The organism is Mumia xiangluensis (assembly GCF_010994095.1).
Taxonomy (GTDB): domain Bacteria; phylum Actinomycetota; class Actinomycetes; order Propionibacteriales; family Nocardioidaceae; genus Mumia; species Mumia xiangluensis.
Genome location: NZ_WJYO01000001.1, coordinates 700,289 through 726,446, shown reverse-complemented (window position 1 = coordinate 726,446; position 26,158 = coordinate 700,289). Strand labels below are relative to the sequence as shown.

Genomic DNA, 26,158 nt, shown 5'->3' with positions numbered 1-26,158 from the left:
ACGGCTCAGTGTCCCGGAAACCGGAGGAAGACGGTCTCGTCCTCGCCCTGGAGCCGGATGTCGAAGCGCAGACCGTACGCGTCCGCGACCGCCAGCAGCGTCGAGCGCCGGTCCTCCTCGACCGAGGCGAGCAGGCGGTCCGCCGCCAGCGCGGCCTCGTCACCCGGGACGTACGCGCGGGTGAACAGGCGGTTGGTCAGCCCGCGGGCGAAGACCGTCACGGCGAAGAACGCCGCCGCTCCGTCCTCCGTCGGACCGGGCACGAGAGTGGAGAAGGCGTACGTCCCGTCGCGACGCGTGCTCGCCCGTCCGAAGCCGGTGAACGTCCACCCGTCACGGCGCAGCGACCCGGGCTGCTGCAGCACCGTACCGTCCGGCGCCGCCTGCCAGATCTCGATCAGGGCGTCGGGGATCGGCGCGCCGGCACCGTCGTACACGGTGCCGTGCAGCGCTATCGCCCCCGGCGTGCTCGGCGGGACAAGATCGCGGTCGCCGTCGTACGGGAGGGCGTAGTGGAAGAACGGCCCGACGGTCTGGCCGGGCGTCGGTGTCAGCGTCATGCGTCGTCCCTGTCGGTCGAGGCGGGCTGGGGCTCCATGTACGTGCGGTGGCTCCCGGTGAGCACGATGTCCCAGCGGTACCCGGTCGCCCACTCGTGGCTGGTCACGTCGTGGTCGTACGTCGCGACGAGACGCTCGCGCGCCTTCGCGTCGGTGACCGTCTGATAGATCGGGTCGAGCGCGAACAGCGGGTCGCCCGGGAAGTACATCTGCGTGACCATCCGCTGCGTGAACTCGGTCCCGAACAGCGAGAAGTGGATGTGCGCCGGGCGCCACGCGTTGTGGTGGTTCTTCCACGGGTACGGGCCCGGCTTGATCGTCTGGAACCGGTAGCCCCCGTCGGCGTCGGTCAGGCAGCGGCCGATGCCGGTGAAGTTCGGGTCGAGTGGCGCGGGGTGCTGGTCGCGCTTGTGGATGTAGCGACCCCCGGCGTTCGCCTGCCAGATCTCGACCAGCTGGTGGCGTACGGGGCGCCCCTCGCCGTCGACGACGCGGCCGGTGACGACCATCCGCTCACCGATCGGCTCCCCGCTGTGCTGGATCGTCAGGTCGGCCTCGAGCGGGTCGACGTCGCGGTGCCCGAAGCACGGTGCCCACAGCTCGATCGTCTCCGGGTCGGCGTGGTGCAGGTCCTTGGTGGGGTGGCGCAGGATGCTGCTGCGGTACGGCGGGTAGTCGCGGCGCGGCTGCGTCTCCTCGACCCCGGATCGCTGGTAGTCGGCCTCGATCGCGGTGATCTCAGCGGTGATGTCGGCCTGGCTCGTCATGGGTGCACGCTAGGCGGCGAGCGTCCGTCCGATGAAGACTAGACTTTCGCTCAGCGGAAGGTCCGTCGGCGAGTCGAAGGGTCGAGACCATGGCCGGGAACACCACCAGCCCTGGTACGACGGTGGCATCACGGGTGCTCGCGCTGCTCTCGGCGTTCGACGCCGATCATCGCCGCCTCACGCTCAGCGAGCTCGCACGCCGGTCCGACCTGCCGCTGCCGACCGCGCACCGCCTCGTCGGCGAGCTCGTGGCGGCCGGGGCGCTGTCGCGACGACCGGACAGCCGGTACGTCGTGGGCCGGCTGATCTGGGACATCGGACTGCTGGCGCCGGTGGAGGCCGGCCTGCGGCAGGTCGCCGAGCCGTTCTTGCACGACATCTACGCAGCCACGCTCGCGACCGTGCACCTGGCGGTGCGCGACGGCGACGAGGTGCTCTACCTGGAACGGATGCGGGGGCGTACGTCGGTGCCCGTGGTCAGCAGCATCGGCTCCACGCTGCCGATGCATGCGACGGGTGTCGGCAAGGTGCTTCTCGCCTACGCGCCGGACGACGTTCGCCGTCGCGTACTCGCCTCGCTCACCCGCGTCACGCCGTACACGGTCACACAGCCCGGCATCCTCGAGGACCAGCTCGTGCGGATCCGGCGCGACGGCTACGCGACGACGTACGAGGAGATGTCGCTCGGTGCCTGCTCCGCCGCTGTCCCGGTGCATCGCGGTGACCAGGTCGTCGCGGCGATCGGCGTGGTCGTCCCGCACCTCAAGCGCGACCGGAGCAGGCTCGTCGCGGCGCTCCAGGTCGCGTCGCAGGGCATCGGGAGGCAGTTGTGACCCGCCCCGCGCTCGACTTCCGTCCAGTGGAAGGTTCCGTTCGCCGCGCGACCTGACGCACGGTGCAATGACGCCATGAACCCCGCCACCACCCGCACCCAGGTCGCCATCGTCGGCGCTGGGCCCGCCGGCCTCCTCCTGTCCCACCTCCTCGCGGCGCGGGGCATCGACTCGGTGGTTCTCGAGACCCGCAGCCAGGAGTACGTCGGTGCGCGGATCCGCGCCGGGATCCTCGAGCAGAGCAGCGTCGACCTCCTGACCGAGGTCGGCCTCGGCGAGCGGCTGGCTCGCGAGGGCGACCAGCACCGCGGCATCTACCTGCAGTTCCCGCACGAGCGTCACCACATCGACTTCCAGAGCCTGATCGGGCGCAGCGTCTACGTGTACGGGCAGACCGAGGTGCAGAAGGATCTGGTCGAGGCCCGCACCGCCGCCGGTCAGCAGTGGGTCTACGAGATCAGCGACGTGGCGCTCCACGACCTCGACACCGACCGCCCCTCGGTGACGTACGTCGACGCCGACGGCGCGCCCCAACGCCTGGAAGCCGACGCGATCGCCGGCTGCGACGGCTCGTTCGGGCCCAGCCGTGCCGCGATCCCTGGCGGGACGACGTGGGAGCGGACCTATCCGTACTCGTGGTTCGGCATCCTCGCCGACGTCGCGCCCTCGACCGACGAGCTGATCTACGCGTGGCACCCGCACGGGTTCGCGCTCCACTCGATGCGGTCAGAGACGGTCAGTCGGCTGTACCTGCAGGTCGAGCCCGGCACCGATCCCGACTCGTGGTCGGACGACCGGATCTGGGACGAGCTCGCCACCCGCCTCGGGCACGGCCAGGACGGCTGGGAGCTGGAGCCAGGTCCGATCACGGACAAGAGCGTGCTGCCCATGCGTTCGTACGTCCATGCGCCGATGAGCCACGGCCGCCTCTTCCTCGCCGGCGACGCCGCGCACATCGTGCCCCCCACCGGCGCGAAGGGCCTGAACCTCGCCATCGCCGACGTCGCTCTGCTCGCGCCGGCGCTGGCCGAGCTGGTCGGCACGGGCGACGCGCGGCTCGCCGACGCGTACTCCGACACCGCGCTGCGTCGCGTCTGGCGATGCACCCACTTCTCATGGTGGATGACGACGATGCTCCATCACAGCGGCGACGCGTTCGACGAGCAGCTCCAGCTCTCGCAGCTGCGCTGGGTCACGTCCTCGGAGGCCGGGGCGACCGGGTTGGCCGAGAACTACGCTGGGTTGCCGTTCGAGATCTGACCGGACAAGCGGGACATCAGTCTGTTGCGTCGGCCGGCCGGTCGCCCTCGAGGAAGCGAGGTCCCGGGCCGAGCTTCGCGGCGCGGTCGCCGGGGTTGGAGAGCTTGCAACGGTTGAGCGAAAGGCAGCCGCAACCGATGCACTCGTCGAGCGTGTCGCGCAGCCGCTCGAGCTCGGCGATCTGCGCGTCGAGTCGGGGACGCCAGGCACGCGACAGGCGGCTCCAGTCCTTCTTCGTCGGCGTACGCTCCTCCGGCAGTGTCGCGAGTGCGTCCCGGATCTCGTCGAGCGTGAGGCCGACCCGCGAGGCCGTCCGGATGAACGCGACGCGGCGAAGCGTGCTGCGGGCGTACCGTCGCTGGTTGCCGGTCGTCCGCGTCGATGCGATCAGGCCGACCGACTCGTAGTAGCGCAGTCCCGACGAGGCGACGCCGCTGCGCTCGGCGACCTCGCCGATGGTGAGGAGCGGATCGGTGCTCATCGGCCATCCTCCTGTCGTCCCGCACCCGCGGGCTTGACCTCAAGTTTACTTCAACTTGCAGGATACCTGGCATGAGCACCACGACCGTCCCGCCGCCCGTCCTCGACCTGCTCGCCCGCATCACCGGAGACGAGAAGCACGACCCCAGCGCCCACTCGACGCTCGACGTCCTGTGGGTGCTGTACGACCAGGTGCTTGACGTCGCGCCCGACCGTCTCGACGACCCCCGACGCGACCGCTTCCTGCTGTCGAAGGGCCACGGCCCGGCATCGACGTACGCGGTGCTCGCCGCGAAGGGCTTCATCCCGCCCGCCTGGCTCGACGACGTCGGCTCCTGGGAGTCACGCCTCGGCCACCACCCTGACCGCGTGCTCGTCCCCGGCATCGAGATCGGCAGCGGCTCGCTCGGACACGGGCTCCCGATCACGGTCGGGCTCGCCCTCGGCCTCCGCATCACGCACGAGCCTGGTCCCGCCGGCCCCGCTGGTCGAGGCGGCGAAGCCGATCGAGACCCCCGCGTCGTCGTCCTGGTCGGCGACGGCGAGCTCGACGAGGGGAGCAACGCGGAGGCGATCGCGACGGCGGCGCGGTTCGGGCTCGGGAACCTGACCTGCGTGGTCGTGGACAACGCGAGCAACCAGCTCGGCTGGCCGGGCGGGATCTCGTCCCGCTTCGCCGTCGAGGGATGGGCCGCGACCGACGTCGACGGACGCGATCACGAGGCACTGCGTACGGCGCTGCTGCAGACCGAGCCCGACCGTCCGACCGTGGTCGTCGCGAGGACGACCGACGAGTTCCGCGGCGTGGACCAGTCGGATACAGCAGAGACCGATCCGGCCTCGAAGGGAGCAGCCGCATGACCCGCACGCCGATGCGTGAACGTTTCTACGCCGAGCTCGATCCTGTCCTCGACGAGGACCCGCGGGTCGCCGTCGTCCTCGCGGTGATCGGCGCCGCCGCGCTCGCCGACACCTCGGCCCGTCACCCGGACCGCGTGATCGACGTCGGGATCCGCGAGCAGAGCATGATCGGCGTCGCGGGCGGCCTCGCACTGGCCGGCATGCGCCCGATCGTGCACACGTACGCACCCTTCCTTGTCGAGCGTGCCTACGAGCAGATCAAGCTCGACCTCGGGCACCAGGACGTCGGCGCACTGCTCGTCAGCACCGGAGCCTCGTACGACGCCAGCACCGCAGGCCGTACCCATCAGGCGCCGGCCGACGTGGCGCTGATGTCGGCGCTGCCCGGCTGGACGGTGCACGCGCCTGGACACAGCGACGAGCTGGCCCGCCTCGTGCGTCGCGAGTCGTCGGCCTCCCGCCGCGCGTACGTCCGGATGTCGACGCTCCAGAACGCGACCGCGTACCCGATCGACGGCAACCTCCACCTCGTACGCGGCGGCGCGCACACGATGCCCCTCGTCGTCGCCGTCGGCCCGATCCTCGACACCGTGCTCGACGCGACGAAGGACCTGCCCGTGCGAGTCGCCTACACGTCGACGCCGCACCCGCTCGACGTGCACGGACTCCGTACGCTCGCGGGGCCGGCGCCCACCGTCGCCATGGTCGAGCCCTACCTCGAGGGCACCAGCGCCGCATCGGTCGCCGCCGCACTGGTCGACCGTCCGAGCCGTGTCGTCCACGTCGGCGTGCCGCGCGGGACCGAGCTGCGCCGGTACGGATCGCCCAAGGACCATGCCGCCGCGCACGGGCTCGACGCGGCCGGCATCCGTGCTCGCCTGAAGGAGATGGTCTGATGACTGCCGTCGCTCGCGCCGCCCTCGACGCGCCCCCGGTCCCGTGCCACGTCCTCGGTCCCGACCTGTGGTTCGCGGAGCAGTCGGCCGACGTGGAGCGGGCGAAGGCCATGTGCCTGGAGTGCCCGATCCGCGCGGTCTGCCTGGCCGCCGCCCTCGATCGCCAGGAGCCGTGGGGCGTGTGGGGCGGCGAGGTGTTCGTCAAGGGCGTGCCGGTCGCCTCGAAGCGTGGCCGTGGCCGACCCCGCGTACGACGGACCACGCCCGCCGAGGCAGCGTCGCGCGAGGAGTGCGTGGGCTGCGCGGCGTGAGCGTGGGTGGGCGCTGACCTCAGGCGGTCGGCGCGGCCGAGCGCCCGAGCGAGTCGACGAACCCGAGGAGGTCCCGGGCGAGGAGGTCCGCGGCTTCGAGCGCCGCGAAGTGGCCGCCTCGCGGCATGCGTTCGTAGCGCTCAAGGTCGTATATCCGCTCGAGCCAGGCCCGCGGCGGGTCTTCGTCGAAGTCGCCGACCCTGGTGAACCGTGCGATGGCCGTCGGCGTCGTCACCCGCTCACCGACGGCCAGCCGGGTCGTACCCGCCCGACGGTTGTCGACATAGTCCCGCATCGAGGTGGGGAGCGTGTTCGTGAGCCAGGTCCACGTCAGGCACTCCGCGATCGCCGGCAGGCCGACCCGGTCAACGAGGCCGCCCGCCGACGGGTCGCTCCACGCGTGCCAGCGGTCGAGCACCCACCCTGCGGTCCCTGAAGGGGAGTCGCTCAGCGCGACGGCCAGCGCATCGGGACGGGTGGACTGGATGCTCTTGTAGCCGCCTTGCTCTGCCCACCACGCCTCGGACGCAGCGAGGTAGTCCCGCTCGGGGGCGGTGAGGTCGGCGTCGTCCACGGTGGGTGACAGCTCGACGTTGGACAGGTGCAGACCGACCACGGACGCCGGGTGGTCGAGGGCCATCCAGGTGCCGATCGCGGAACCGAAGTCGGTGCCGTGCGCGACGAACCGGTCGTGCCCCAGGGTCGCCATCAGCTCGATCATCGCCCGGGCGGAGTCCCTCGTCGTCCACGGGTCGGGTCGTGACGAGAGCCCGTATCCAGGCAGCGACGGAACGACCACGGTGCCCGCGCCGCCGGCTCGCAGGAGCGGGAGGACCTGCTCGAACTCCAGGAAGCTGCTCGGCCAGCCGTGCAGGAGGAGCAGCGGGGTCCGGTCGGCGTCGCCGTCGTGGACGGCCGCGTGGATGCGTGCGCCTGCGGCGTCGACGAGGACGTGGTGCGCACGGTTGATCCGACGCTCGGAGGAGCGCCAGTCGAACTCGTCGCGCCACCAGTCGCAGATCGATCGGAGGGTGTCGAGGTCGCACCCGTCCGACCAGCCTCGCGAGGGCACGTCCGGCCACCGGGTCGCTCGCAGGCGTGCCACGAGGTCCTCCAGGTCATGCTCCGCGACCTCGATGTCGCCGTCCACGATCGCCACCATCCGACCACTATGGCCCGGGCGTCAGACACGGCACGGTGAGTCGTCAGTCGTCGTGGCGACCCGCGTCTGTCCCGAACCCCTCGAGCGTCTGCCGCTCCTCCAACGTCATGAGCTCCTCGAACAGCGTGACCTGCAGTCCTGCGGGCGCGTCGAGGCGCGAGTTGAGGGATCGCCAGGGCGTCTCGCGCGGGGACGCGACCAGGGTCGCGCCGGCGTCCACGAGCCGCGTCGTACGAGCCTCGGCGTCGGCTACCTCGAACGCGACGCGGAGGCGCGGCGTGGTCGGGTGGCCGACCTCGACGTCGTCGATCAGGCGTCGCTGCGCGGGATTGGCGAGCTCGAGCGTCGCGCGCCCCGCCTCGAGGATCGTCACGCGAGCATCGCCCTCTCCCTCGAACGCGGCCTGCTCGGGCAGCCCGAGCACGTCACGGTAGAACCGCACGGCTTCCTCGTAGTCGTCGGCCTCGACGACGAGGCGCAGCTGCAGGACAGGGTTCTCGGCAGTGGTCATGCCTGCAGGCTAAACCTTGACATCACTGTGAAGGTCAAGCCTGCGGAGCGGATCAGCCCTGCAGCACCGACGCCGGCGCGAACCCGGCCTCGACCATCTTCTTGTTCATCGCGTCCTTCAACGCGACGACGGCCGACATCGGACGCACCATCACGGTGAACTCGGAGATCAGCCCGTCCTCGTCCAGCTGGAGCAGGTCGAGTCCGTGGATGGCCTTGCCCTCGACCGCCGCGCGGAAGACGAGGATCTCCGACGGCACCGGCTCGCCCTCGTCGGCACGCGACCCGGTCCCTTCGAGCTCGCCGACGTAGCGGAAGTCCTCGAAGACCTGCGTGACGAAGCCGAGGACGGCCATCACGATCGCCTTGCCCTCGAACGGCGTGAACTTCACCGGGCTGTGGAACGTGACGTCGTCGGCGAGAAGCGACTCGGCAGCGGCGATGTCGCCGCTCTCGACGGCAGCGCGGAACCGGTCGGCGGTGATGGACATGGTGCTCCTCGGGTGTGAAGGCTCAGTCGTCGGTGTTGACGAACGTACGGTGCGCGGACAGCAGGTCGACCTCGGGTCGCCCGGCGACGTACTGCTCGATGCGGTCGAGGACGGCGATGACGTGCGCGTTGTCGCCGGAGACGACCGCGGCCCCGATCGTCGCCCGCCGATAGAGGTCCTGGTTGTCGGTCTCCGCCACCGACACGTCGAACGTGCGCCGCAGGTCCGCGACCAGGGGGCGTACGAGGGACCGCTTCTCCTTCAACGTGTGCACGTCACCGAGAAGCAGGTCGAACTCGATCGTGCCGACCCACATGCTCAGTGGTCGGCGAGGCTCGAGTCGAGGACGTTGCGGGCACCCGGCGTGCTGTCGGCCGAGTCGGGGTGGATGACGACGACCGTCGCGCTGGCGTGGCGGACGACCTGCTCGCTGACGGATCCGAGGACCAGCCCCTTGAAACCGCCGAGGCCGCGGCGTCCGACGACGACCATCGACGCCTTCTCGGACGCCTCGATGATCCGCGGCGCCGGCTTGCCGTGGACGGCGCAGGTCCGGACGTCGACGTCCGCGAAGTCGGTGCGCAGCGGGGCGAGGTCCTCCTCGAGCCGCTCCACGACCGCCTCGGCGAAGTCCTCGAGCGGCGGCATGTAGCCGGGCTCCCAGGTGCGCGGACGCGGTGCGGTGGTCAGCACCCACGCCCGGACGACCGTCACCGGCTGGCCGGTGAGCTTGCCGTACTCCAGAGCCCAGAGCACCGCCTGGTCCGAGAAGTCGGACCCGTCGTGCCCGACCAGGATGCCGCCGTCGAAGTCGATCTCCTTCGTGGTCATGCCTCACGGTATCGCGCGACGCTCGAGGTCGGTCAGGCCGATGCCGGGACCGACCTCGCGCACACCGACCACGACGAAGCCGAGTCCCGCGTACAGCGCGAGCGCCGGCGCGTTCACCGACCCGGTCGACACGATCGTGCGGTGGGTGGGCTCGATGACGGCGAGCACCTCCAGGAGGGACGAGCCGATCCCGCGCCGGTGAGCGTCGGGGTGCACGATGAGTCGGTAGATGTCGACCGTGCCGTCGTCGAGCCGGATCCACGACACCGCGCCGACGAGCACGTCGTCCTCGTACGCCCCGAGGAACTCCTCGTCGCTCGCCATCAGCTCGTCGAGCGTCTCGTGGAGCATCGGCAGGTCGGGGAATCCGATCAGCTCGGCCTCGACCGCGTACGCCGCCCGTTGCACGGCCAGCAGAGCTGCGGCGAGGTCGCGGTCGGAGAGGTCGAGCGGCACGATGTCGAGGGCGTCCACCCCGTCACCGTACGGCGCGCTCACCCGCCTGCGCGCTGCTGTGCAGCCGCTGCCAGCTCGAGGAGCGCGCGCCGGTCGTGGGCGTTGCCGGCCAGGTTCGCCGCCGACTCGAACTCCGCCGCCGCCTCAGCGTCGCGCCCGAGGCGTACGAGCAGGTCGGCGCGGACGCTCGGCAGCAGGTGGTACGACGCGAGCCGGGAGTCCCCCCGCAACGGCTCGATGACGGCCAGCGCCTCGTCGGGGCCGTACGCCCGGCTGACCGCGACCGCCCGGTTGAGTGCGATCACGGGGGACGGGTTGAGTGCGGCCAGCGCGTCGTACAGCGCGACGATGCGCTCCCAGTCCGTGTCCGCAGGGGTCGCTGCGCGGGCGTGGCAGGAGGCGATGGCGGCCTGGAGCGTGTACGGACCGAGCGGTCGCCGCAGCGCGACCGACCGGTCGAGCGCCGCGAGCCCGTGCCGGATGAGCGTGCGGTCCCAGCGCGAGCGGTCCTGGTCGTCCAGCAGGACCTGATCCCCGTGGCGGTCGGTGCGCGCCGCGAACCGCGACGCCTGCAGCTCCATCAGCGCCACCAACCCGTACGGCTCAGGCTCGCGCGGCAGGAGCGCGGCGAGCCTGCGGCCCAGCCTCATGGCCTCGCCGCACAGGTCGTCGCGGATCACCCGGTCGCCGGAGCTCGCCGAGTAGCCCTCGTTGAAGATCAGGTAGACCACCTCGAGCACCGCCGCGAGCCTCTCCGGGAGCTCCTGCTCGGAGGGGATCTCGAACGGCACCTGAGCCTCGGACAGCGTCCGCTTCGCCCGCGAGATGCGTTGCCCGACCGTGGCCGACGGCGCCAGGAACGCGTGTGCGATCTCGTCCGTGGACAGTCCGCCCAGCATCCGCAGCGTGAGCGCGACCTGTGCGTCGCGGGTCAGCACGGGGTGGCACGCCACGAACACGAGACGCAGCACGTCGTCACCGACCGGGTCCTCGACGATCGCGTCGGGCTGCGGCGTCGCGGCGCGGCGGTCGGCCTCCACGTCGGGCGCGAGAACCGCGTACTTGCGGGTGAGGTTCTGGTCCCGGCGGATCCGGTCGACCGCCAGGTTGCGCGCGACCTTCGTCAGCCAGGCGCCGGGGTTGTCCGGGATGCCGTCACGGGGCCACTTCTCGAGCGCCAGCACCAGCGCGTCCTGCGCGAGGTCCTCGGCGTAGCCGACGTCGTTCACGACACGAACGAGCCCGGCGACGACCCGCGCCGACTCGATCCGCCAGATGGCGTCGATCGTGCGCTGGGTGTCGCCAGGCCTCGTCATGACGTCCTCCTGATCGCGAGCGTCCGCGTCAGGACCCGTGCTGCTTCTGGATCGCCTCGCGGAGGTGGTCGTCCTGCTCCCTCAGCTCCGGCGTGTAAGCCTCGCCGAAGTCCTCAGCCTCGTGGAGAGGACGCAGCTCGAGCTGGCCCGGCTCATTCGGGTCGTGGGGGAAGCGCTTGGCCCACTCGACGGCCTCCTCGAACGACTTGACCTCCCAGATCCAGTAGCCGGCGAGCAGTTCCTTGCTCTCGGTGAACGGGCCGTCGACCACGCGGGCCTCGCCCTCGCCGAAGACGACGCGAGCGCCCTCGGTGCTGTTCTTCAGCCCGTCGCCGTCCAGCATGATGCCGGCCTTGACGAGCTCCTCGTTGTACGCGCCCATCGCCTCGAGAGCCTCGGTGGACGGGGTGGCGCCCTCGGCCTCCCAGGCGGGGGTGGACTGGACCATGACCATGACACGCATGATGTTCTCCCTGTTCGACGGCGTCGTCTCGACCCTAGTGTCGAGCGGCTTCTCACCCCTACGCCGAACGGGCGCCATGGGTTTTCGACACGGTCCGAGAACTTTTTCGAGAGAGTTCTCAGACCCGCGCGCGGACCAGCGCTTCGAGCTGGTCGGCGAGCTCCTCGGGACGGCTCAGCGCGACCAGGTGGCCGCCGGGCATCTCGTACGGCGTGAGTCCGAGGCGCTCCTGGCTGACTCGTCGCTGGAACGCGACCGGAAAGATCCGGTCGCCCGTGCACGCGATGACGGAGGTCGGAACGTCCGGCCACGCGGACGCCGGCCACGGTTCGGCGAACGACCGCTCCGACGGCTCGCGGCCGTCGCCGGCGAGCAACGCGGCGGCGAGGTCGTCGGGCACGTCGTGGAAGAAGTCGCGCTGGACGTCGAAGTCCTCCCAGCCCGCCTCGCGCCGTGCCTCGGAGCTTCCGGTCGCCGACCACCACTCGCCCGCGGTCTCGCCGGGCGACGGGATCATCGGGTTGAGCAGCACGAGCAGCTCCACGGGCAGCCGTGCGCACACGAGCGGCCCGATGAACGCGCCCATCGACTGCGCGACGACGACCGGCGCTGCGTCGCTCGGCACGTCGTACGCGGTCATGGCGTCGAGAACGGTCTGGACGTGGTCCTGGATCCCCGCCGCCTCGTCGTGCTGCGGGATGTCGACGGCGATCGCGGTGTGACCGCGGCGCTCCAGCTCAGGGACGAGCTGCGACCAGTACGCGGGGTCCCCGCCCGCTCCGGGGATCAGGATGTACGTCGTCATAGGGGGTCGACCTGGTGTTCCCGTCAAACTCATCGGCGCATCAGGGGACGGTGACCGAGGCCTGGTTGCCACCGGGGTCGCAGTCCTCCCCGTTGGGATAGGTCGGCTCGGGCACGACACGCGCGAACGCGTCGTGGATCTCCGTCCCGCGGCCGAGGACGGTGGTCGTGACCTCGACCTCCTGGGTCGGCAGGTCCGCGACGTCCACGAATCCCTGCATCGTGCCGTCGGGCGTGGCCGACGCGCTGCACGTGTCGTCGGGGTCGTCGCCGCCGCACCCCTCGTCGACCGTCTGCTGGCCGGGGAGCAACGCCGACTCCCTGTCGACGCACGAGCCGTCCCAGCAGACGCGGACCCGTACGGTGTCGGCGCCGCTCGCCAGCGGCGGCTCGACCGTCACGTTGATCCCCGCTGGGGCACCGATCATCGTGCACGCCTGGACGGACCCTTCATCCGCCGCCGAGCCACACGCCACCAGCAGTGCGAGCGGCGCCGCGGCCCAGGCCGTACGGAGGTGTCCCATGGGCGGACCCTAGAACGACGAAGCCACGTCTGCCACCACGAAGCGCATGTTGTAGCCGTGGCTTCGTGGTGGCTGACGTGGCTTGGTGCGGTCGCCGCGCCAGCGACCGCCGTACGTCAGTGCAGCAGCTCGACGATCCCGCGGTCGGCGATGCCGTCGGCGACCTGCGCGACGTGGTACGCCTCGGTGCCGAGCGTCCGCTCGAGCACGGTGAGACGCGCCGCGTAGTGGCCGATCGAGTACTCGGCGGTCACGCCGATGCCGCCGTGCAGCTGGATGGACTCCTGGCTGATGTGGCGTGCCGTACGACCGATCTCGGCCTGCAGCCGCGACGCCACGAGTGCGTCGGGACCGTTCTCGGCCAGCGCCATCGTCGCCCACAGCGAGATGGAGCGGGCGAGCTCGAGCGAGGTGTACATGTCAGCCGCCCGGAACGTCAGCGCCTGGAACTTCGACAGCGTGACCCCGAACTGCTTGCGGGTCTTGAGGTAGCCGACCGTGGTCTCGACCGACACCTCCATCGCGCCGAGCGCCTCAGCGCCGTACGCCGTCTGCAGGCGCGTGAACGCCGCCGCGAGAGCTGCCTCGCCGGCGTCTCCGAGTGGGGTCGCCGCAGCACCGGCGAAGACGATGCGAGCGGCGTAGCCGTCGTCGGGCGTCGCGTACGTCGTGCGCGTGACACCGTCGGCCGTCGCGTCCACGACGAACAGGCGGGTCGCGTCGCCGTCCTTCGCGCTCACGATCAGGACGTCGGCGACGCCACCGTGGCGGACCGGCTCCTTGACGCCGTCGAGGGTCCAGCCGCCATCAGCCGACGTGGCCGTGACGCCGTACGCCACGGTGCCGTGCGGCGCCCGCGCCTCGTTGTGCGCGATGACCGCGATCAGCTCGCCGGACGCGATCTTCGGCAGCAGGTCCTGCTTCTGCTCGTCGGTGCCTGCGTCGGCGATCAGCTCACCGGCGCCGACGACGACGTCGATGAACGGCTCCGGCGCGAGGATGCGCCCGATCTCCTGGGCGACGATCCCGACCTCGGTCGCCGTCGCTCCGGCACCGTCGTACGTCTCGTCGAACGGGAGGCCCAACAGGCCCATCTCGGCGAGCCCGCCCCAGACCTCTCGGTCCCAGCCCGGCTCGCTCGACGTGATCTTCTCGCGGTTGCCGGCCGACTCGCCGAGGATGCCGCGGACCGCGTCACGAAGCGCGGTCTGCTCCTTGTCGTAGGTGAAATCCATGTCAGTCCCTCACAGTCCCAGGATCGTGCCGGCGATGATCGTGCGCTGGATCTCGTTGGACCCACCGAAGATCGACACCTTGCGGAGGTTGAGGTAGGTCGGCACCGAGTCGCCGGCCCACGACGGGACGTCGGAGTCGTCACCGGCGCCACCGGCGAGGACGTCTCCACCCGCCACGTCGACAGCGAGCTCGCTCACCTCCTGGATGAGCACCGACCCGCGCAGCTTGAGGATCGACGACACCGGATCGGGCTTGCCGTCCTTGGAGGAGCCGGCGACCCGCAGTGCCGTGAGCTCGAGCGCGAGGAGCTGGTTCTCGAGCGACGCGAAGCGTGCGGCGATCGCGGGATCGTCGATGAGACGGGAGCCGTCGGCCAGCGGCAGGGACGCGTGCTCCTTGACGACCTGCAGCCGCAGCTTGGTGCTGCCGGTCGCACCGATGCCGTCGCGCTCGTTGCCGAGGAGGAACTTCGCGTAGTCCCAGCCCCGGTTCTCCTCGCCGACGAGCTGGTCGGCGGGGACCCGCACGTTGTCGAAGAAGACCTCGTTGACCTCGTAGCCGCCGTCGATCAGCTTGATCGGTCGCACGGTCACGCCCGGCGTCGTCATCTCGAACAGCAGGAAGGAGATGCCCTGCTGCTTCTTCGGCGCGTCAGGGTTGGTGCGGACGAGGCAGAAGATCCAGTCCGCGTACTGGCCGAGCGTCGTCCACGTCTTCTGGCCGTTCACGACCCACTCGTCACCGTCACGGACAGCCGTCGTCCGCAGCGAGGCGAGGTCGGAGCCGGCGTCCGGCTCGGAGAAGCCCTGGCACCACCAGATGTCGAGGTTGGCCGTCGCGGGAAGGAAGCGCTCCTTCTGCTCCTGCGAGCCGAAGGTCGCGATCACCGGACCGACCATGCTCGCGTTGAACGCGAGCGGGGCCGGGACGCCTGCGGTCTGCATCTCGTCGAGCCAGATGTGGCGCTGCTGCGGGGTCCAGCCCTTGCCGCCCCACTCGACGGGCCAGTTCGGCACGGCGTACCCGCCGGCGTTGAGCACCCGCTGGGCCTCGATGATCTGCTCCTTGGTGAGCTCCCCACCGCTGCGCACGGTGTCGCGGATCTCCTGCGGAACCTTGGTGGTGAAGAACTCGCGCAGCTCCTGCTGGAGCTGGGCGTCCTCCGCTGACAGGGCAAGCCTCATGTTCGCTCTCCTGGTGGCGTACGACCTGGTGATGGGGACAGCCTAGGTAAGCGGACGCTTAGCCGCCTACTCGGGGGTAGGTGTCCAGCCTAGGCGCCCCCGCCGGTTGAGCGAGCCTGCGCGCCCTCGCCGCCGCCGCGAGCTCCGCCAGCAGGTCGGCGGTCACGTCCCACCCGATGCACGCGTCGGTCACGCTCTGCCCGTAGGTCAGGCCGTCCGGCGCCGGCGCCTGCTTGCCGGGTACGAGGAAGCTCTCCAGCATGACGGCGGCGATCCCGCGGTCACCGGCAGCGACGTCGTGGGCGAGCTCGCGCACCACGGCCGCCTGGCGTACGTGGTCCTTCCCGGAGTTGCCGTGGCTCGCGTCAACGACCAGGCGCTGCGGCATCCCGGACTTCTCGAGCAGCTCCAGCGCAGCCCGCCGCGACGATACGCCGTAGTTGGGACCGTCGTGCCCGCCGCGCAGGATCACGTGGCAGTCGGGGTTGCCGCTGGTCGACACGACGCTCGCCCTGCCGTCCGCGTCGATCCCGAAGAACGTCTGCTCGGCCGCAGCCGCGCGGCAGCCGTCGATCGCCGCCTGGACGGACCCGTCGGTCGCGTTCTTGAACCCGACCGGCACGGACAGTCCCGACACCAGCTGGCGGTGGACCTGGCTCTCCGGCGTACGCGCCCCGATCGCACCCCACGAGACGGCGTCGGCGATGTACTGCGGACTGGTCGGCTCCAGGAACTCGGTGCCCGCCGGCAGGCCGGTCGCGAGGACGTCCAGCAGCACCGAGCGAGCCAGCCGCAGCCCGCGGCGGACGTCGTACGACTCGTCCATGCCGGGGTCGTTGATCAGGCCCTTCCAGCCCACCGTCGTCCGCGGCTTCTCGAAGTAGACGCGCATGACGATCTCGAGGTCGTCGGCGTACGCGGTGCGCAGCGGCGCGAGGCGGTGCGCGTAGTCGAGGGCCGCGCTCGGGTCGTGGATCGAGCACGGCCCGACCACGACGAGGAGACGGTCGTCGCGGCCGGACATGATCGAGGCCGCGGCATCACGCGACGACGCGACGAGGTCGGCGGCCGCCGCGTTGAGCGGGCGAGCGGCCACGACCTCGCGGGGAGGCTCGAGGGGCTCCATCGAGCGGACACGCAGGTCGCTGGTGCGGGGCGTCCTGACGACGGTCGGGGCTGCCTGGTCTGGGGCGGTGCGGGACATCGGCGCTTCCTCTCGGCGGCGCCGTCCAGAAGCCGGCACCGCCACGAATGACGAAAGGCACGGACCGTGTGGTCCGTGCCTGTGCTGGCTGCTGTGCGAGTCGGGGACTACGAGGCGCCGACCGCTGGCTGCACCAGCACGTCGCGCCCATAAAATCGTCCGCTCATCACGGGCGAGACAGTAGCACGACGGCGATGGCGGGCCTTGCCCGGGGAATGGGAAGACCCCGACCGCTGCTGACGGGGGATACAGCAACGACCGGGGTCTGACCAGAACTCTAGGGCATCCTGTACGCGCGTTCAAGACGCCCTTTTGTGACCTGAGTCACGAGCCGGGAAACGGGCTCCCGAACGCCCTCAGCGGACGGTGATCTGACGGTTCGCGAGGCCGTTGCGGGCACCCCGCTGCTCGGTCGTCAGCGGCGTCGAGTCCGCTAGCGCGTCGTTCAGTCGGGTCTGCAGCGCAGCGGCCGGACCCTCGAGCTCCGCGGCCGGCGTCGGCTCCTCCATCTCCCACACGGGCACGAGCAGACCGTGGGCGCGGAACGAGCCGATCAGGCGTACGGCGTCGCCGAGGCGGTCGTCTCCGGCGACGTGCAGCCGGGCCAGCGCGGTGAGCAGCGCGTCCTCGTCGTGCGGCATCACCCAGCGGAGGAACTGGCGGTCGCCGAGCTGCGTCCAGTACGCCGCGTCGACCTCCTCCAGGCGTGCCGTCGGCGTTGCGAGCTGGTTGGCCTGCTCGATGCCTGCGGCCACCCCGCCCGTGGGGTCGTCGACGCCGGCGGTCCAGAAGTCGAAGCCTTCCTGCACGTCGACCGCGAGCTCGGACGCCGGGTCGACCAGCTCCTGCAGGAGCGGGCCGGCGCCGGGATCGGTGATGACGATCTCGGATCCCGGCTCGAGGCCGAGGCCCGCCTCGACGACAGCGGCGAGGTCACGGCTGACGTCACCGAAGTTGTGGGTCACCTGGAGCCCGACCCAGATCTCACCGTCCGGTCGCACGAGGCCCGCGGCCGCGGCAGGAAGGAGGGTGCAGACGCGGATCGCGGTGTCGACAGCGATCTCCGGCCGCAGAGCGACCGTCGCCGTGGCCGCCGGCACGAACTCCCGGAGCGCCACCCAGTCGCACTCGCCGGGGAGCCCTTCGAACGTGCGCGCGCGGAACGGCATCCGTTCGGCCTTCTCCGGCTTGACGCGACGACGCGACTTCTTGCCCATGGTGACTGCTCCTGATCGAGGTGAGGTGTGCGCGGATCGAGGCGGCTCAGTGGCCGCTGCTCGGACCCTGCGGTGGGTACGGGCCCTGCCCGTACGGCGGCTGCTGCGGCTGCTGCGGCTGCTGGCCCGGCTGACCGTACGGCGGCTGCTGCGGCTGCTGCGGCTGCTGCGGCTGCCCGTACGGGGACTGCGGCTGCTGGCCCGGCTGGCCGTACGGCGGCTGCGGCTGGCCGTACGGGGACTGAGGATGCTGCGGCTGGCCGTACGGCTGCTGCGGACGCTGCCCGAACGGCTGAGCGGGGAGCTGCTGGGTCGGCTCGGGCTGCGACGGACGCTGGGCGTACGGCGAGGGTGCCGGAGGCGGCGCGGCCGCGGCAGACGAGCGGGACCCGAGGAGACCGACGATGCCGAGCACGAGGCCGAGGGTGACGAGCGCCATGCCGCCGCCCACGACCAGGTAGCCGGTGACCGCATCGTCGACGTCGCTGGCAGTCTCGACGCCGCTGGTCATCGCGGCGCCGGCGCCTACCAGGACGCCACCGAGCACGACGATCCCGAGGCCCGCCCAGCCGACGACCGTACGACCTCGGCCGGCAGCGAGCGCCACGGCCCACAGCGCGAGCGCCACCAGCACGACGACGAGGGTCGCGACGACGAGGATCGAGTTGAGCGAGTCGCTGTCCTCCGCGACGCTGCGGCTGACCGATCCCGGGTCGTCCGCGAGGTCGGCGAAGATGCCTCGGCGTGCCGTCACCGCGTAGATCGCGTAGCCGAGCGAGACCAGTGCAGCCACCGCGAGCGCGACGACCGCGACCATGCCCCACGGCGAGGGCGAGGACTCGAGGTCGCGGCCTCGCGAGGTCGGCGGCGCGTGAGGGGTCGACCAGTGCTGGCCGCCCTGCTGCTGGCCCGGCTGGCCGCCCTGCGGTGGCGGTGCCGACCCCCCGCCCCACGAAGAGCCCGCGGGCTGTCCGGGACCAGAGCCGTACGGGCGTCCGTACGGGTCCTGCGGGCCTTGCGACATGAGTCCTCCTTGGGCCGGTACCGCCCTTGCGACCGGCGGCCTCAGCCTAACGAACGCCATCACCGGAGGAACAGTTGTGGCTGCTGAGAGGATGGAGTGCATGGAGGAGACCACCATCCCGACCGTCGACGTCGCAGGCGTCCCGGACCCCGTTCCTGCCGGCCTCGTCGTCGTCGACGTCCGCGAGCCCGACGAGTGGGCGAGCGGCCACATCGACGGCGCTCTGCACATCCCGCTCGGTGACCTGCCGACGCGCGCGGACGAGATCCCCGCTGACGGGCAGGTGCTCGTCTACTGCCACGTCGGTGGCCGCTCCGCGCGCGCGACGATGTTCCTGCAGCAGCGCGGCATCGACGCCGTGAACCTCGCCGGCGGCGTGATCGCCTGGCACCAGGCCGGCCGCCCACTGGTCTGAGCGCCCGCACCCGCTGGTCGAGGCGCACCCCTACCGCCGGTCGAGGCGCACCCGCCACCCGCCGGTCGAGGCGCACCCCCTACCCGCTGGTCGAGGCGCACCCCCTACCCGCTGGTCGAGGCGCACCCCCTACCCGCTGGTCGAGGCACACCCCCTACCCGCTGGTCGAGGCGCGAAGCGATCGAGACCCCTACCGCAGCAGCTTCGACATCCGGCGGTCCGCGAGCGGCTTCCCGCCGGTCTGGCAGGTCGGGCAGTACTGCAGCGACGAGTCGGCGAAGGACACCTCGCGGATCGTGTCGCCGCAGACCTCGCAGGTCTCGCCCGTACGCGCGTGCACGCGCAGGCCGGACTTCTTCTCGCGCTTGAGCTCGGACGCGGCGAGCCCCTCGGAGCGGGCGATCGCGTCGCGCAACGTCGTACCGATCGCGTCGTACAGGGTCTCGAGATCCTCGTCCGACGCCACGATGGCGCTCGCCGGCTTGAAGGGCGACATCTTGGCGACGTGCAGGATCTCGTCCGAGTACGCGTTGCCGATCCCGGCGATCTGCGACTGGTCGCGCAGTACGCCCTTGATCTGCGAGCGGCCGGCGGCCTCGAGGATCCCGCGGAAGACGTCGAGCGTGAACGCGTCGTCGAGCGGCTCCGGTCCGAGGCGAGCGACGCCCGGCACCTCGGCCGGGTCGCGTACGAGGTAAACGGCGAGCCCCTTCTTGGTGCCGGCCTCCGTCAGGTCGAAGCCGGAGCCGTCGTCGAGGACGACCCGGAACGCGAGCGGGTTCTTGCCGCCTCCTGGCCGGGGCGGGGCCTTCGGCTGCTCGTCCTTCCACCGCAGCCACCCCGCACGGGCGAGGTGGATGACGAGGTGAAGACCGCCCGCCGAGATGTCGAGGAACTTCCCGCGTCGCGTCACGTCGTCGACGAGGAGGCCGGCGAGCGCGCTGACCGGCGGGTCGTACGTCTTCAGGGCGCTGATCGCGGCCGGGTACGCGGCGACGATCGCGCGCCCGTCCAGACGACGCGACAGGTCGGCGACCAGCGCATCGACCTCCGGGAGCTCGGGCACGCCCCCAGTGTGCCGTCCCGTCCCCGATTTGTGGGGTTTGACAAGGAATCTGGCCCCGAAATCCTTGTCAAAGTCCACAAATCGCGGACGAGGCGGGCGGGTACGCGAAGGGGCCCGGCGAGCGCGAAGCGCTCGCCGGGCCCCTTCGTGAGACGTCTTACTTGACGGCGCCCTTGAGCTTGCTGCCCGCGGTCACCTTGACGCCGTACCCCGCGGGGATCTCCAGCGTCTCACCGGTCGCGGGGTTGCGGCCGGTGCGTGCGGCGCGCTCGACGCGCTCGACGGTCAGCAGGCCCGGGATCTGGACCTTCTCGCCCTTGCCGACGGCGGCGATGAGCGTGTCACCGAAGGCGCTGAGGACCGCGTCGGCGTCGGCCTTGGTGGTGCCGGCGGTCTCGGCGACTGCGGCTACGAGTTCAGTACGGTTCACGGGATTCCTCCGACGTGCGTGTGGTCAGTTGTGGTGTGACGCCACCAGCATAGGAAGAAATGCCAGAATTCCCCGTATTTACGGGCTCCCACGCCGGTGTGGTGCGACTCGACAGTAGCCCACGTCCGCGCCGTCTTCAGCGCCACCGAGCCGGTAACGGCGTTTCGAGGATCTCCGGGAGAGCTCCGAGGTACTTCTCACGGGGCCACTCCTCGACCCCGAGGGAGGCCAGGTGGGGGGTCAGCCACTGGGTGTCGACGAGGCGCCTCTCGGCATGCTCGTCGGACAGCAGCGCGACGAGTCCGACGAGGGCTGCCTTCGACGCGTCGCGCTCCCGGTGAAACATGCTCTCACCTGCGAAAAGACCGCCGATCGCGACGCCGTACAGGCCCCCCACGAGCGCACCTCCAGCGTCCCTCACCTCGATCGAGTGAGCCCACCCCAGATCGTGCAGACGGGAGTACGCGGACGCGATCTGGTCATCGATCCAGGCGCCCTCGCGGACGGGGCTCGCGCAGGCCGTGACGACCTCGTCGAAAGCCGTGTCGATCGTCACGGTGAAATGTCGCATCGTCTTGCGCAGCGAGCGCGTGATCCGCAGCCTGTCGAGCTGCAGGACGCCGCGCCGTACGGGCGACCACCACCCGACGGGGCCACCGGGCTCGACCGGCATCGGGAACATCCCTGTGGCGTAGGCGGCGACCAGCGTCCCCGGCTCGAGGTCCGCGCCGACCCCGACGAAGTCGTCGTCGACCGGCCAGTCGTCGCGCCCGAAGTCCCAGCGGTTCATGGGAAGCGGCTTCGGTGTCACCCCTCAAGTATCTCGCGTCAGGTGGGCACGCTGTGGACGATGTCGCGACGACCCGTTTAAGGTAAGCCTCGCCTAACCTAATCGTGAAGGGGAAACCATGTCCGTGCGCACCCTGCGCCGCAGCCTCGCCCTCGGCGCCGTCGCTGCCCTCGTCCTCCCGCTCGCCGCGTGCTCCTCCGACGTCGACGCCGATGCCGCCACCGAGGAGGCCAAGACGCGGACGGTCGCGAGCCAGTTCGGCGACGTCGAGCTCCCGGTCGAGCCGAAGGCCGCGCTCGGCATGTACACGACCGACGTCGACATCCTGATCACCCTCGGCTTCCCGCTCGCCACGATGCAGCCGATCCGGGGGGACGGGTGGACGACGTTCCCCGAGTTCTTCCCCACCGAGGAGCTCGAGGGCGTCGAGCCCTTCGCGAACTACCCCGACTACAACTACGAGAAGATCCTCGAGGCGCAGCCCGACTTCATCCTCAACGGGCTCGGCTACGACGACAAGGTCGTGAAGCGCCTCCCGGAGATCGCGCCGACCTACAGCATCGACGCCTTCTCCGGCGAGAGCTGGATGACCCACTTCAAGAAGACCGCCGAGGACCTCGACCGCGTCGACGAGTACGAGGCCTGGATGGAGAAGTACGAGGCGCGCGTCGCCGAGGTGAAGGCTGCGATCGGCGACAGCGCCAGGGACCTCGTCGTGGCGCCCGTCGGGTCGTGGGAGGGCAAGGTCAACTCGAGCTGCTACTCGGGCGTGGAGTGCCAGGCGTTCAAGGACCTCGGCCTGACCATCTTCCCGGGCTCGCTCACCAAGGGCGGCGAGGGCCTCGCCCTCAGCGGCGAGCAGGTCGGCCAGCTGAAGGACGTCGACGTCGCCTTCACCATCAAGATCCCCGGCGAGAAGGGCGACAAGGAGTACGCCGCGACCGAGAAGGAGCTCATGGCGAACCCCCTGTGGGCCGGCCTCCCGTTCGTCGAGAACGACCAGATCTTCACGTACGACATGGAGATGACCTACGGCTCGCCCAGCGGCCAGATGGCCTTCCTGGACGTGGTCGAGGAGGCGCTCGGCTCATGAGCGTCGCCAGCGTCGAGATGAGGGTGTTCCACGCCGAGGTGGTTCGCACCGAGGATGTGTCGCCCGCCCTGCGCCGGATCGTCTTCGGCGGCCCCGGTCTGGCCGGGTTCCGGTCGACCGGCGTCGGCGACGAGTACCTGCGCATCCTGTTCCCGGCCGCGGGCGAGACCGCCCCGGTGCTGCCCGAGGTGGTCGACGGCAACCTCGACTACGCGAGCATCGACCTCACCCGGCTGCGGACCTACACGGTGAGGGACGTCGACGAGGAGCGCGGCGAGGTGACCATCGAGTTCGTCGTCCACGAGGGCGGGGTCGCGGCGGCGTGGGCGCAGCAGGCGAAGCCCGGCGACGTCGTCGGGCTCAACAGCCCGACCGGCCTGTACGACCCGCCGTCCGCCCTGGACTGGCAGATGCTCGTCGCGGACTGCGCCGCCCTGCCGGCCGCCGCACGGATCCTGGCGGAAACGCCCGACCACGTCCGCACGCGGGTGGTCGTCGAGGTCGCCGACCCGGCGCACCGGATCCCGCTCCCCGAGCGGCCGGGCATCGACGTCACGTGGGTCACCGGCGGCAACGGTCACGGGCCGAGCCGCCTCGCCGAGGTCGTACGCACCCTTCCGCGCCCCGAGGGCGTCGGCTACACGTGGGTGGCCGGGGAGGCGCGGGCGTTGCGGGACGTACGCCGGCACCTCCGCAAGGACCTCGGCCTGCCCGCCTCGGCGTACAAGACGGTCGGCTACTGGACCGCCGACGCCGACCGGTGGCACGAGCAGTTCGAGGCCCTCCCGGCCGACGTGCGCGCCGAGCTCGACGCCCTGTGGGACAGCGACCGCGACCCGGAGGACATCGAGGACGAGTGGGACGACCGGCTCACGCGACTCGGCCTCTGAGTCCATGACGCTCACCCTTCCCGCCACCGACGGCGCCGAGCGCGCGGTCGCGCCCGACCTGCGGCGTCGCCGGACCCTCGGCCTGGTCGTCGTGCTGGCCACCCTGGTCGTGGCCGTGGGCCTCAGCCTGGCGCTCGGCTCGAAGCCGCTGTCGCTGGGCGAGGTGATCGGCGCGCTCACCGGCGCCGAGGACGGCAGCGAGGCATCGACCATCGTCATCGGCCAGCGGATTCCGAGGACCGTGGTCGCGCTGCTCGTCGGTGCGGCGCTCGCCGTCGCGGGCGCCCTGATGCAGGGTCTGACACGCAACCCGCTCGCCGATCCCGGTCTGCTCGGCGTCGGTGCGGGGTCGGCGTTCGCGATGGCGGTCGGCTTCATGCTGTTCCCCGGCTTGGCGATGCTCGGGCTGGTCGGCTTCTCGTTCGCGGGCGCGATCGTCACGACCGTGGCGGTCTACCTGATCGGTACGGCCGGGCGCGGCGGCGCGACCCCGCTCACGCTCACACTGGCGGGCGTCGCCATCGCCGCGGTGCTGTCCGGCCTGACGAGCATCATGCGCATCCTGAGCGCCAGCACCTTCTCGGAGATGCGGGTGTGGGACGCCGGGGTGATCGCGAACCGCGGCTGGGACGTCATCGGTGTCGTGGCGCCGTTCATCGTCGCCGGGCTGCTCCTCGCCGCGGCGGCCGCGCACGGGCTCAACGCCGTCGCGCTCGGCGACGACCTGGCGACCGCGCTCGGCAGCAACCAGCGCCGTACCCGCATCGAGGTCGTCGTCGGCGTCACGCTGCTGTGCGGTGCGGCGACGGCGGCCGTCGGCCCGATCTGGTTCCTCGGTCTGATGGTGCCGCACGTCGCGCGCTGGCTCACCGGCCCCGACCAGCGGTGGATCCTCGCGTACTCGGCCCTGATCGGCCCCGTGATCCTCCTGCTGTCGGACGTGATCGGACGCATGGTGGTGCGGCCGGACGAGATATCGGCCGGTGTCGTCACCGCGCTGGTCGGGGCACCCGTGCTCATCGCGATGGTGCGACGGCCGAGGGCGAGCGCGCTGTGACCGCCGCGCGCACGCTCCGTCGGGAGTCGTCGGAGCTGTCCGGGTACGCGGCGGCGGTCGTCCGTACGCGCGGAGGGCGGCTGTCGCGCCGCGTCCACGTCCGCAGCGCCGTCGTCTGCGCGGTGCTGGGCGCGATCTGCCTGGTGCTCGGTGTCGTCGCGCTCGGCCTGGGCGAGGTGCAGCTGTCCGCGGCCGACGTCGTACGCGCGCTTCTCACCGAGACCTCGCCGCTCGTCGAGACGCTCGTGGTCGAGTGGCGGCTGCCCCGCGTCCTGCTCGCCCTGCTGTGCGGGGCGGCCCTCGGGGCGGGAGGCGCGATCTTCCAGTCCCTGACCCGCAACCCGCTGGGGAGCCCGGACGTGATCGGCTTCGACGCCGGCGCCTACACCGGCGCGGTCATGGCGATCGTCGCCGGCGGCACGCTCGCGTACGTCGTCCCGGGCGCGCTGGTCGGCGGCATCCTCACCGCCCTGACCGTCTACCTGCTGGCGTACCGACGGGGCGTCCAAGGCTTCCGGCTGATCGTCGTCGGCATCGCGGTGACGGCCGTGCTCGGCTCCCTCAACACCTACCTGATCGTCGAGGCCGAGCTCTGGAGGGCGCAGATGGCCGCGATCTGGGGCGCGGGGTCGCTCAACGGGCTCGACTGGTCCGACGTCCGCGTCGTCGCCGTCGCGCTCGCCGTGATCGTGGGCCCGCTGATGTGGTTCGGCTCGCGGCTGCGGGTGATGGAGATGGGCGACGACGCCGCGACCGCCCTGGGGGTGCGGGTCGAGCGCGACCGTCTCGCGCTCATCGTCCTCGGTGTCTCGCTGACGTCGGTGGTCACCGCGGTCGCCGGGCCGATCGTGTTCGTGTCGCTGTGCGCCCCGCAGATCGCCAAGCGCGTCACCCGTACGGCCGGGGTCGCCCTCGTCCCGGCAGCATTCATGGGCGCGACACTCCTGCTCGTGTGCGACGTCGTCGCCCTGCACGCCTTCGCCCCGACGATCCTGCCGGTGGGCCTGCTCACCGTCGTGCTCGGTGGCTGCTACCTGGTCTGGCTCCTGGTGAGCCAGGCCCGAAAGGAGATCGCATGACCACGCGCGAACCCGCGCCCGCCGCGCGGACGTCGCCCGAGGACCCGCGACCCGGGCCGCTCGAGGCCCGCGGGATCACCTTCGGGTACGACGGTCGTACGGTCGGCTCCGACCTGGACCTCACCGTCCCCGACGGCGCGTTCACCGTCATCGTCGGCCCCAACGCCTGCGGCAAGTCGACGCTGCTGCGGGCGCTGTCACGGCTCCTCGCGCCGTCGGCAGGCAGCGTCCTGCTCGACGGCCGCGACATCGCCTCGTACCCGTCGAAGCAGGTCGCGCGGCGCCTCGGGCTGCTGCCGCAGACCTCGCTCGCACCGGACGGCATCTCGGTGATGGACCTGGTCGCCCGCGGCCGCTTCCCGTACCAGTCGGCGCTGCGGCAGTGGTCCCGCGACGACGCCGACGCGGTCCACGCGGCGATGGAGGCGACCGGGACGCTCGGGCTGTCCGCGCGGCTGGTCGACGAGCTCTCCGGCGGACAGCGCCAGCGCGTCTGGGTCGCGATGGTGCTCGCCCAGCAGACCGGGCTCCTGCTCCTCGACGAACCGACCACGTTCCTCGACGTGGCACACCAGATCGACCTGCTCGAGCTGTTCCGCGACCTCAACCGCCGCCACGACCGCACGATCGTCGCCGTCCTGCACGACCTCAACCACGCCGCGCGCTACGCCGACCACGTCGTCGCGATGCGTGGCGGTGCGATCGTCGCCCAGGGCCCACCCCGCGAGGTGTTCACCGAGGAGACCGTCGAGCACGTCTTCGACCTGCCGTGCCGGGTCATCGACGACCCGGTCAGCGGCACCCCTCTGGTCATCCCGCTCGGGCGCAGCTCCACGGAGGACACAGCCGTGGCCGTCCCGGAGGCGTGGGCCACGGTCGACCGGTAGCCGACCGGCTCTCTGCGGCCGGTTGCGCCGCGGTCCTACGATGGAGCACACCTGGTCCCTA

32 protein-coding genes are annotated in these 26,158 nt (G+C 71.3%); 11 read left to right on the top strand and 21 right to left on the bottom strand.

Annotated elements, in window-relative coordinates; all coding sequences use genetic code 11:
- Positions 1-5 precede the first annotated feature (5 nt).
- Together pcaG and pcaH are read right to left on the bottom strand one after the other, a co-directional pair.
- Positions 6-560 (bottom strand): protocatechuate 3,4-dioxygenase subunit alpha, encoded by a 555-nt coding sequence (gene pcaG / locus GH747_RS03340; RefSeq protein WP_149768119.1) that lies wholly within the window; start codon positions 558-560, stop codon positions 6-8.
- Positions 557-1,327, bottom strand: coding sequence for a protocatechuate 3,4-dioxygenase subunit beta (gene pcaH / locus GH747_RS03335; RefSeq protein WP_149768118.1), 771 nt, complete (start codon positions 1,325-1,327; stop codon positions 557-559). Before pcaH ends, pcaG begins: the two co-directional genes overlap by 4 nt.
- A gap of 89 nt (positions 1,328-1,416) precedes the next feature.
- Between pcaH and GH747_RS03330 the strand changes: the two genes are divergently transcribed.
- Positions 1,417-2,160, top strand: a complete 744-nt coding sequence (locus GH747_RS03330; protein WP_149768117.1) for an IclR family transcriptional regulator — start codon at positions 1,417-1,419, stop codon at positions 2,158-2,160.
- 75 nt (positions 2,161-2,235) lie between these two features.
- A complete protein-coding gene (locus GH747_RS03325; RefSeq protein WP_149768116.1) occupies positions 2,236-3,420 on the top strand; it encodes a 4-hydroxybenzoate 3-monooxygenase in 1,185 nt (394 codons plus the stop codon).
- A gap of 16 nt (positions 3,421-3,436) precedes the next feature.
- On the opposite strand, the gene soxR is transcribed toward GH747_RS03325, so the two are convergent.
- Complete coding sequence (gene soxR / locus GH747_RS03320) at positions 3,437-3,901, bottom strand: redox-sensitive transcriptional activator SoxR (RefSeq protein ID WP_149768115.1); 465 nt, start codon at positions 3,899-3,901, stop codon at positions 3,437-3,439.
- Between the two features lie 71 nt (positions 3,902-3,972).
- Between soxR and GH747_RS03315 the strand changes: the two genes are divergently transcribed.
- From GH747_RS03315 to GH747_RS03305, 3 genes are read left to right on the top strand one after another with little or no spacing between them, the layout of a single operon-like run.
- Entirely contained in the window at positions 3,973-4,761 is a 789-nt protein-coding gene (locus GH747_RS03315) for a thiamine pyrophosphate-dependent enzyme (RefSeq protein WP_149768114.1), read from the top strand.
- Complete coding sequence (locus tag GH747_RS03310; protein ID WP_228552753.1) at positions 4,758-5,657, top strand: transketolase family protein; 900 nt, start codon at positions 4,758-4,760, stop codon at positions 5,655-5,657. The genes GH747_RS03315 and GH747_RS03310 overlap by 4 nt, the downstream gene beginning before the upstream one ends.
- Positions 5,657-5,968, top strand: coding sequence for a WhiB family transcriptional regulator (locus GH747_RS03305; protein ID WP_149768113.1), 312 nt, complete (start codon positions 5,657-5,659; stop codon positions 5,966-5,968). The genes GH747_RS03310 and GH747_RS03305 overlap by 1 nt, the downstream gene beginning before the upstream one ends.
- A gap of 19 nt (positions 5,969-5,987) precedes the next feature.
- Here GH747_RS03305 and GH747_RS03300 read toward each other — a convergent pair whose 3' ends face one another.
- From GH747_RS03300 to GH747_RS22370, 15 genes are all read right to left on the bottom strand, one after another.
- Positions 5,988-7,130, bottom strand: a complete 1,143-nt coding sequence (locus GH747_RS03300) for an epoxide hydrolase family protein (RefSeq protein WP_149768112.1) — start codon at positions 7,128-7,130, stop codon at positions 5,988-5,990.
- A gap of 43 nt (positions 7,131-7,173) precedes the next feature.
- A complete protein-coding gene (locus tag GH747_RS03295; protein ID WP_149768111.1) occupies positions 7,174-7,641 on the bottom strand; it encodes a VOC family protein in 468 nt (155 codons plus the stop codon).
- Positions 7,642-7,693: 52 nt separating this feature from the next.
- A complete protein-coding gene (locus GH747_RS03290) occupies positions 7,694-8,131 on the bottom strand; it encodes a nuclear transport factor 2 family protein (RefSeq protein ID WP_149768110.1) in 438 nt (145 codons plus the stop codon).
- Positions 8,132-8,153: 22 nt separating this feature from the next.
- Complete coding sequence (locus tag GH747_RS03285; RefSeq protein WP_149768109.1) at positions 8,154-8,447, bottom strand: DUF503 domain-containing protein; 294 nt, start codon at positions 8,445-8,447, stop codon at positions 8,154-8,156.
- Positions 8,448-8,449: 2 nt separating this feature from the next.
- Positions 8,450-8,962, bottom strand: a complete 513-nt coding sequence (locus GH747_RS03280) for a universal stress protein (RefSeq protein WP_149768108.1) — start codon at positions 8,960-8,962, stop codon at positions 8,450-8,452.
- Positions 8,963-8,965: 3 nt separating this feature from the next.
- Entirely contained in the window at positions 8,966-9,436 is a 471-nt protein-coding gene (locus tag GH747_RS03275; protein ID WP_205602737.1) for a GNAT family N-acetyltransferase, read from the bottom strand.
- 20 nt (positions 9,437-9,456) lie between these two features.
- Positions 9,457-10,734: an RNA polymerase sigma factor gene (locus tag GH747_RS03270; RefSeq protein ID WP_149768106.1), complete on the bottom strand. Its 1,278-nt coding sequence runs from the start codon at positions 10,732-10,734 to the stop codon at positions 9,457-9,459.
- A 28-nt stretch (positions 10,735-10,762) separates the two neighbouring features.
- Entirely contained in the window at positions 10,763-11,197 is a 435-nt protein-coding gene (locus tag GH747_RS03265) for a YciI family protein (RefSeq protein WP_149768105.1), read from the bottom strand.
- Positions 11,198-11,315: 118 nt separating this feature from the next.
- Entirely contained in the window at positions 11,316-12,002 is a 687-nt protein-coding gene (locus GH747_RS03260) for an alpha/beta fold hydrolase (RefSeq protein WP_149768104.1), read from the bottom strand.
- 40 nt (positions 12,003-12,042) lie between these two features.
- Positions 12,043-12,525: a hypothetical protein gene (locus GH747_RS03255; RefSeq protein ID WP_149768103.1), complete on the bottom strand. Its 483-nt coding sequence runs from the start codon at positions 12,523-12,525 to the stop codon at positions 12,043-12,045.
- A gap of 116 nt (positions 12,526-12,641) precedes the next feature.
- A complete protein-coding gene (locus GH747_RS03250; RefSeq protein WP_149768102.1) occupies positions 12,642-13,760 on the bottom strand; it encodes an acyl-CoA dehydrogenase family protein in 1,119 nt (372 codons plus the stop codon).
- Positions 13,761-13,769: 9 nt separating this feature from the next.
- Complete coding sequence (locus GH747_RS03245) at positions 13,770-14,945, bottom strand: acyl-CoA dehydrogenase family protein (RefSeq protein WP_149768101.1); 1,176 nt, start codon at positions 14,943-14,945, stop codon at positions 13,770-13,772.
- Positions 14,946-15,003: 58 nt separating this feature from the next.
- Positions 15,004-16,149 carry a 3-deoxy-7-phosphoheptulonate synthase gene (locus tag GH747_RS03240; RefSeq protein ID WP_149768100.1) on the bottom strand — a complete coding sequence of 382 codons (1,146 nt, stop codon included), beginning with the start codon at positions 16,147-16,149 and terminating at the stop codon, positions 15,004-15,006.
- A 356-nt stretch (positions 16,150-16,505) separates the two neighbouring features.
- Entirely contained in the window at positions 16,506-17,366 is an 861-nt protein-coding gene (locus GH747_RS03235) for a DUF5926 family protein (protein ID WP_149768099.1), read from the bottom strand.
- 46 nt (positions 17,367-17,412) lie between these two features.
- Complete coding sequence (locus GH747_RS22370; protein ID WP_205602736.1) at positions 17,413-18,390, bottom strand: hypothetical protein; 978 nt, start codon at positions 18,388-18,390, stop codon at positions 17,413-17,415.
- A 100-nt stretch (positions 18,391-18,490) separates the two neighbouring features.
- On the opposite strand from GH747_RS22370, the gene GH747_RS03225 reads away from it, so the two are divergent.
- Entirely contained in the window at positions 18,491-18,805 is a 315-nt protein-coding gene (locus tag GH747_RS03225; RefSeq protein ID WP_149768098.1) for a rhodanese-like domain-containing protein, read from the top strand.
- A gap of 190 nt (positions 18,806-18,995) precedes the next feature.
- On the opposite strand, the gene GH747_RS03220 is transcribed toward GH747_RS03225, so the two are convergent.
- The 3 genes from GH747_RS03220 to aat form a co-directional block, all read right to left on the bottom strand.
- Positions 18,996-19,871, bottom strand: a complete 876-nt coding sequence (locus GH747_RS03220) for an Fpg/Nei family DNA glycosylase (RefSeq protein WP_149768097.1) — start codon at positions 19,869-19,871, stop codon at positions 18,996-18,998.
- A 157-nt stretch (positions 19,872-20,028) separates the two neighbouring features.
- Positions 20,029-20,301 carry an HU family DNA-binding protein gene (locus GH747_RS03215; protein WP_149768096.1) on the bottom strand — a complete coding sequence of 91 codons (273 nt, stop codon included), beginning with the start codon at positions 20,299-20,301 and terminating at the stop codon, positions 20,029-20,031.
- Between the two features lie 136 nt (positions 20,302-20,437).
- Positions 20,438-21,112 (bottom strand): leucyl/phenylalanyl-tRNA--protein transferase, encoded by a 675-nt coding sequence (aat, locus tag GH747_RS03210; RefSeq protein ID WP_228552752.1) that lies wholly within the window; start codon positions 21,110-21,112, stop codon positions 20,438-20,440.
- Positions 21,113-21,209: 97 nt separating this feature from the next.
- Here aat and GH747_RS03205 point away from each other — a divergent pair, with 97 nt between their 5' ends.
- The 5 genes from GH747_RS03205 to GH747_RS03185 are packed head-to-tail and all read left to right on the top strand — an operon-like array spanning position 21,210 to position 26,097.
- Complete coding sequence (locus GH747_RS03205) at positions 21,210-22,184, top strand: ABC transporter substrate-binding protein (protein WP_149768095.1); 975 nt, start codon at positions 21,210-21,212, stop codon at positions 22,182-22,184.
- On the top strand, positions 22,181-23,074 hold the full coding sequence (locus GH747_RS03200; protein WP_205602735.1) for a siderophore-interacting protein: 894 nt from the start codon (positions 22,181-22,183) through the stop codon (positions 23,072-23,074). Before GH747_RS03205 ends, GH747_RS03200 begins: the two co-directional genes overlap by 4 nt.
- A 4-nt stretch (positions 23,075-23,078) precedes the next feature.
- The gene (locus GH747_RS03195) at positions 23,079-24,131 is read left to right on the top strand and encodes a FecCD family ABC transporter permease (protein ID WP_149768094.1); all 1,053 of its coding nucleotides are present in this window, start codon (positions 23,079-23,081) and stop codon (positions 24,129-24,131) included.
- Entirely contained in the window at positions 24,128-25,210 is a 1,083-nt protein-coding gene (locus GH747_RS03190; RefSeq protein ID WP_228552751.1) for a FecCD family ABC transporter permease, read from the top strand. The genes GH747_RS03195 and GH747_RS03190 overlap by 4 nt, the downstream gene beginning before the upstream one ends.
- The gene (locus GH747_RS03185) at positions 25,207-26,097 is read left to right on the top strand and encodes an ABC transporter ATP-binding protein (protein WP_149768093.1); all 891 of its coding nucleotides are present in this window, start codon (positions 25,207-25,209) and stop codon (positions 26,095-26,097) included. The genes GH747_RS03190 and GH747_RS03185 overlap by 4 nt, the downstream gene beginning before the upstream one ends.
- Positions 26,098-26,158 lie beyond the last annotated feature (61 nt).

Bases quoted from the DNA above. Each gene is read 5' to 3' on its own strand.
- pcaG (WP_149768119.1), bottom strand. From the start codon at position 560: ATGACGCTGACACCGACGCCCGGCCAGACCGTCGGGCCGTTCTTCCAC.
- pcaH (WP_149768118.1), bottom strand. From the start codon at position 1,327: ATGACGAGCCAGGCCGACATCACCGCTGAGATCACCGCGATCGAGGCC.
- GH747_RS03330 (WP_149768117.1), top strand. From the start codon at position 1,417: ATGGCCGGGAACACCACCAGCCCTGGTACGACGGTGGCATCACGGGTG.
- GH747_RS03325 (WP_149768116.1), top strand. From the start codon at position 2,236: ATGAACCCCGCCACCACCCGCACCCAGGTCGCCATCGTCGGCGCTGGG.
- soxR (WP_149768115.1), bottom strand. From the start codon at position 3,901: ATGAGCACCGATCCGCTCCTCACCATCGGCGAGGTCGCCGAGCGCAGC.
- GH747_RS03315 (WP_149768114.1), top strand. From the start codon at position 3,973: ATGAGCACCACGACCGTCCCGCCGCCCGTCCTCGACCTGCTCGCCCGC.
- GH747_RS03310 (WP_228552753.1), top strand. From the start codon at position 4,758: ATGACCCGCACGCCGATGCGTGAACGTTTCTACGCCGAGCTCGATCCT.
- GH747_RS03305 (WP_149768113.1), top strand. From the start codon at position 5,657: ATGACTGCCGTCGCTCGCGCCGCCCTCGACGCGCCCCCGGTCCCGTGC.
- GH747_RS03300 (WP_149768112.1), bottom strand. From the start codon at position 7,130: ATGGTGGCGATCGTGGACGGCGACATCGAGGTCGCGGAGCATGACCTG.
- GH747_RS03295 (WP_149768111.1), bottom strand. From the start codon at position 7,641: ATGACCACTGCCGAGAACCCTGTCCTGCAGCTGCGCCTCGTCGTCGAG.
- GH747_RS03290 (WP_149768110.1), bottom strand. From the start codon at position 8,131: ATGTCCATCACCGCCGACCGGTTCCGCGCTGCCGTCGAGAGCGGCGAC.
- GH747_RS03285 (WP_149768109.1), bottom strand. From the start codon at position 8,447: ATGTGGGTCGGCACGATCGAGTTCGACCTGCTTCTCGGTGACGTGCAC.
- GH747_RS03280 (WP_149768108.1), bottom strand. From the start codon at position 8,962: ATGACCACGAAGGAGATCGACTTCGACGGCGGCATCCTGGTCGGGCAC.
- GH747_RS03270 (WP_149768106.1), bottom strand. From the start codon at position 10,734: ATGACGAGGCCTGGCGACACCCAGCGCACGATCGACGCCATCTGGCGG.
- GH747_RS03265 (WP_149768105.1), bottom strand. From the start codon at position 11,197: ATGCGTGTCATGGTCATGGTCCAGTCCACCCCCGCCTGGGAGGCCGAG.
- GH747_RS03260 (WP_149768104.1), bottom strand. From the start codon at position 12,002: ATGACGACGTACATCCTGATCCCCGGAGCGGGCGGGGACCCCGCGTAC.
- GH747_RS03255 (WP_149768103.1), bottom strand. From the start codon at position 12,525: ATGGGACACCTCCGTACGGCCTGGGCCGCGGCGCCGCTCGCACTGCTG.
- GH747_RS03250 (WP_149768102.1), bottom strand. From the start codon at position 13,760: ATGGATTTCACCTACGACAAGGAGCAGACCGCGCTTCGTGACGCGGTC.
- GH747_RS03245 (WP_149768101.1), bottom strand. From the start codon at position 14,945: ATGAGGCTTGCCCTGTCAGCGGAGGACGCCCAGCTCCAGCAGGAGCTG.
- GH747_RS03240 (WP_149768100.1), bottom strand. From the start codon at position 16,149: ATGTCCCGCACCGCCCCAGACCAGGCAGCCCCGACCGTCGTCAGGACG.
- GH747_RS03235 (WP_149768099.1), bottom strand. From the start codon at position 17,366: ATGGGCAAGAAGTCGCGTCGTCGCGTCAAGCCGGAGAAGGCCGAACGG.
- GH747_RS22370 (WP_205602736.1), bottom strand. From the start codon at position 18,390: ATGTCGCAAGGCCCGCAGGACCCGTACGGACGCCCGTACGGCTCTGGT.
- GH747_RS03225 (WP_149768098.1), top strand. From the start codon at position 18,491: ATGGAGGAGACCACCATCCCGACCGTCGACGTCGCAGGCGTCCCGGAC.
- GH747_RS03205 (WP_149768095.1), top strand. From the start codon at position 21,210: ATGTCCGTGCGCACCCTGCGCCGCAGCCTCGCCCTCGGCGCCGTCGCT.
- GH747_RS03200 (WP_205602735.1), top strand. From the start codon at position 22,181: ATGAGCGTCGCCAGCGTCGAGATGAGGGTGTTCCACGCCGAGGTGGTT.
- GH747_RS03195 (WP_149768094.1), top strand. From the start codon at position 23,079: ATGACGCTCACCCTTCCCGCCACCGACGGCGCCGAGCGCGCGGTCGCG.
- GH747_RS03185 (WP_149768093.1), top strand. From the start codon at position 25,207: ATGACCACGCGCGAACCCGCGCCCGCCGCGCGGACGTCGCCCGAGGAC.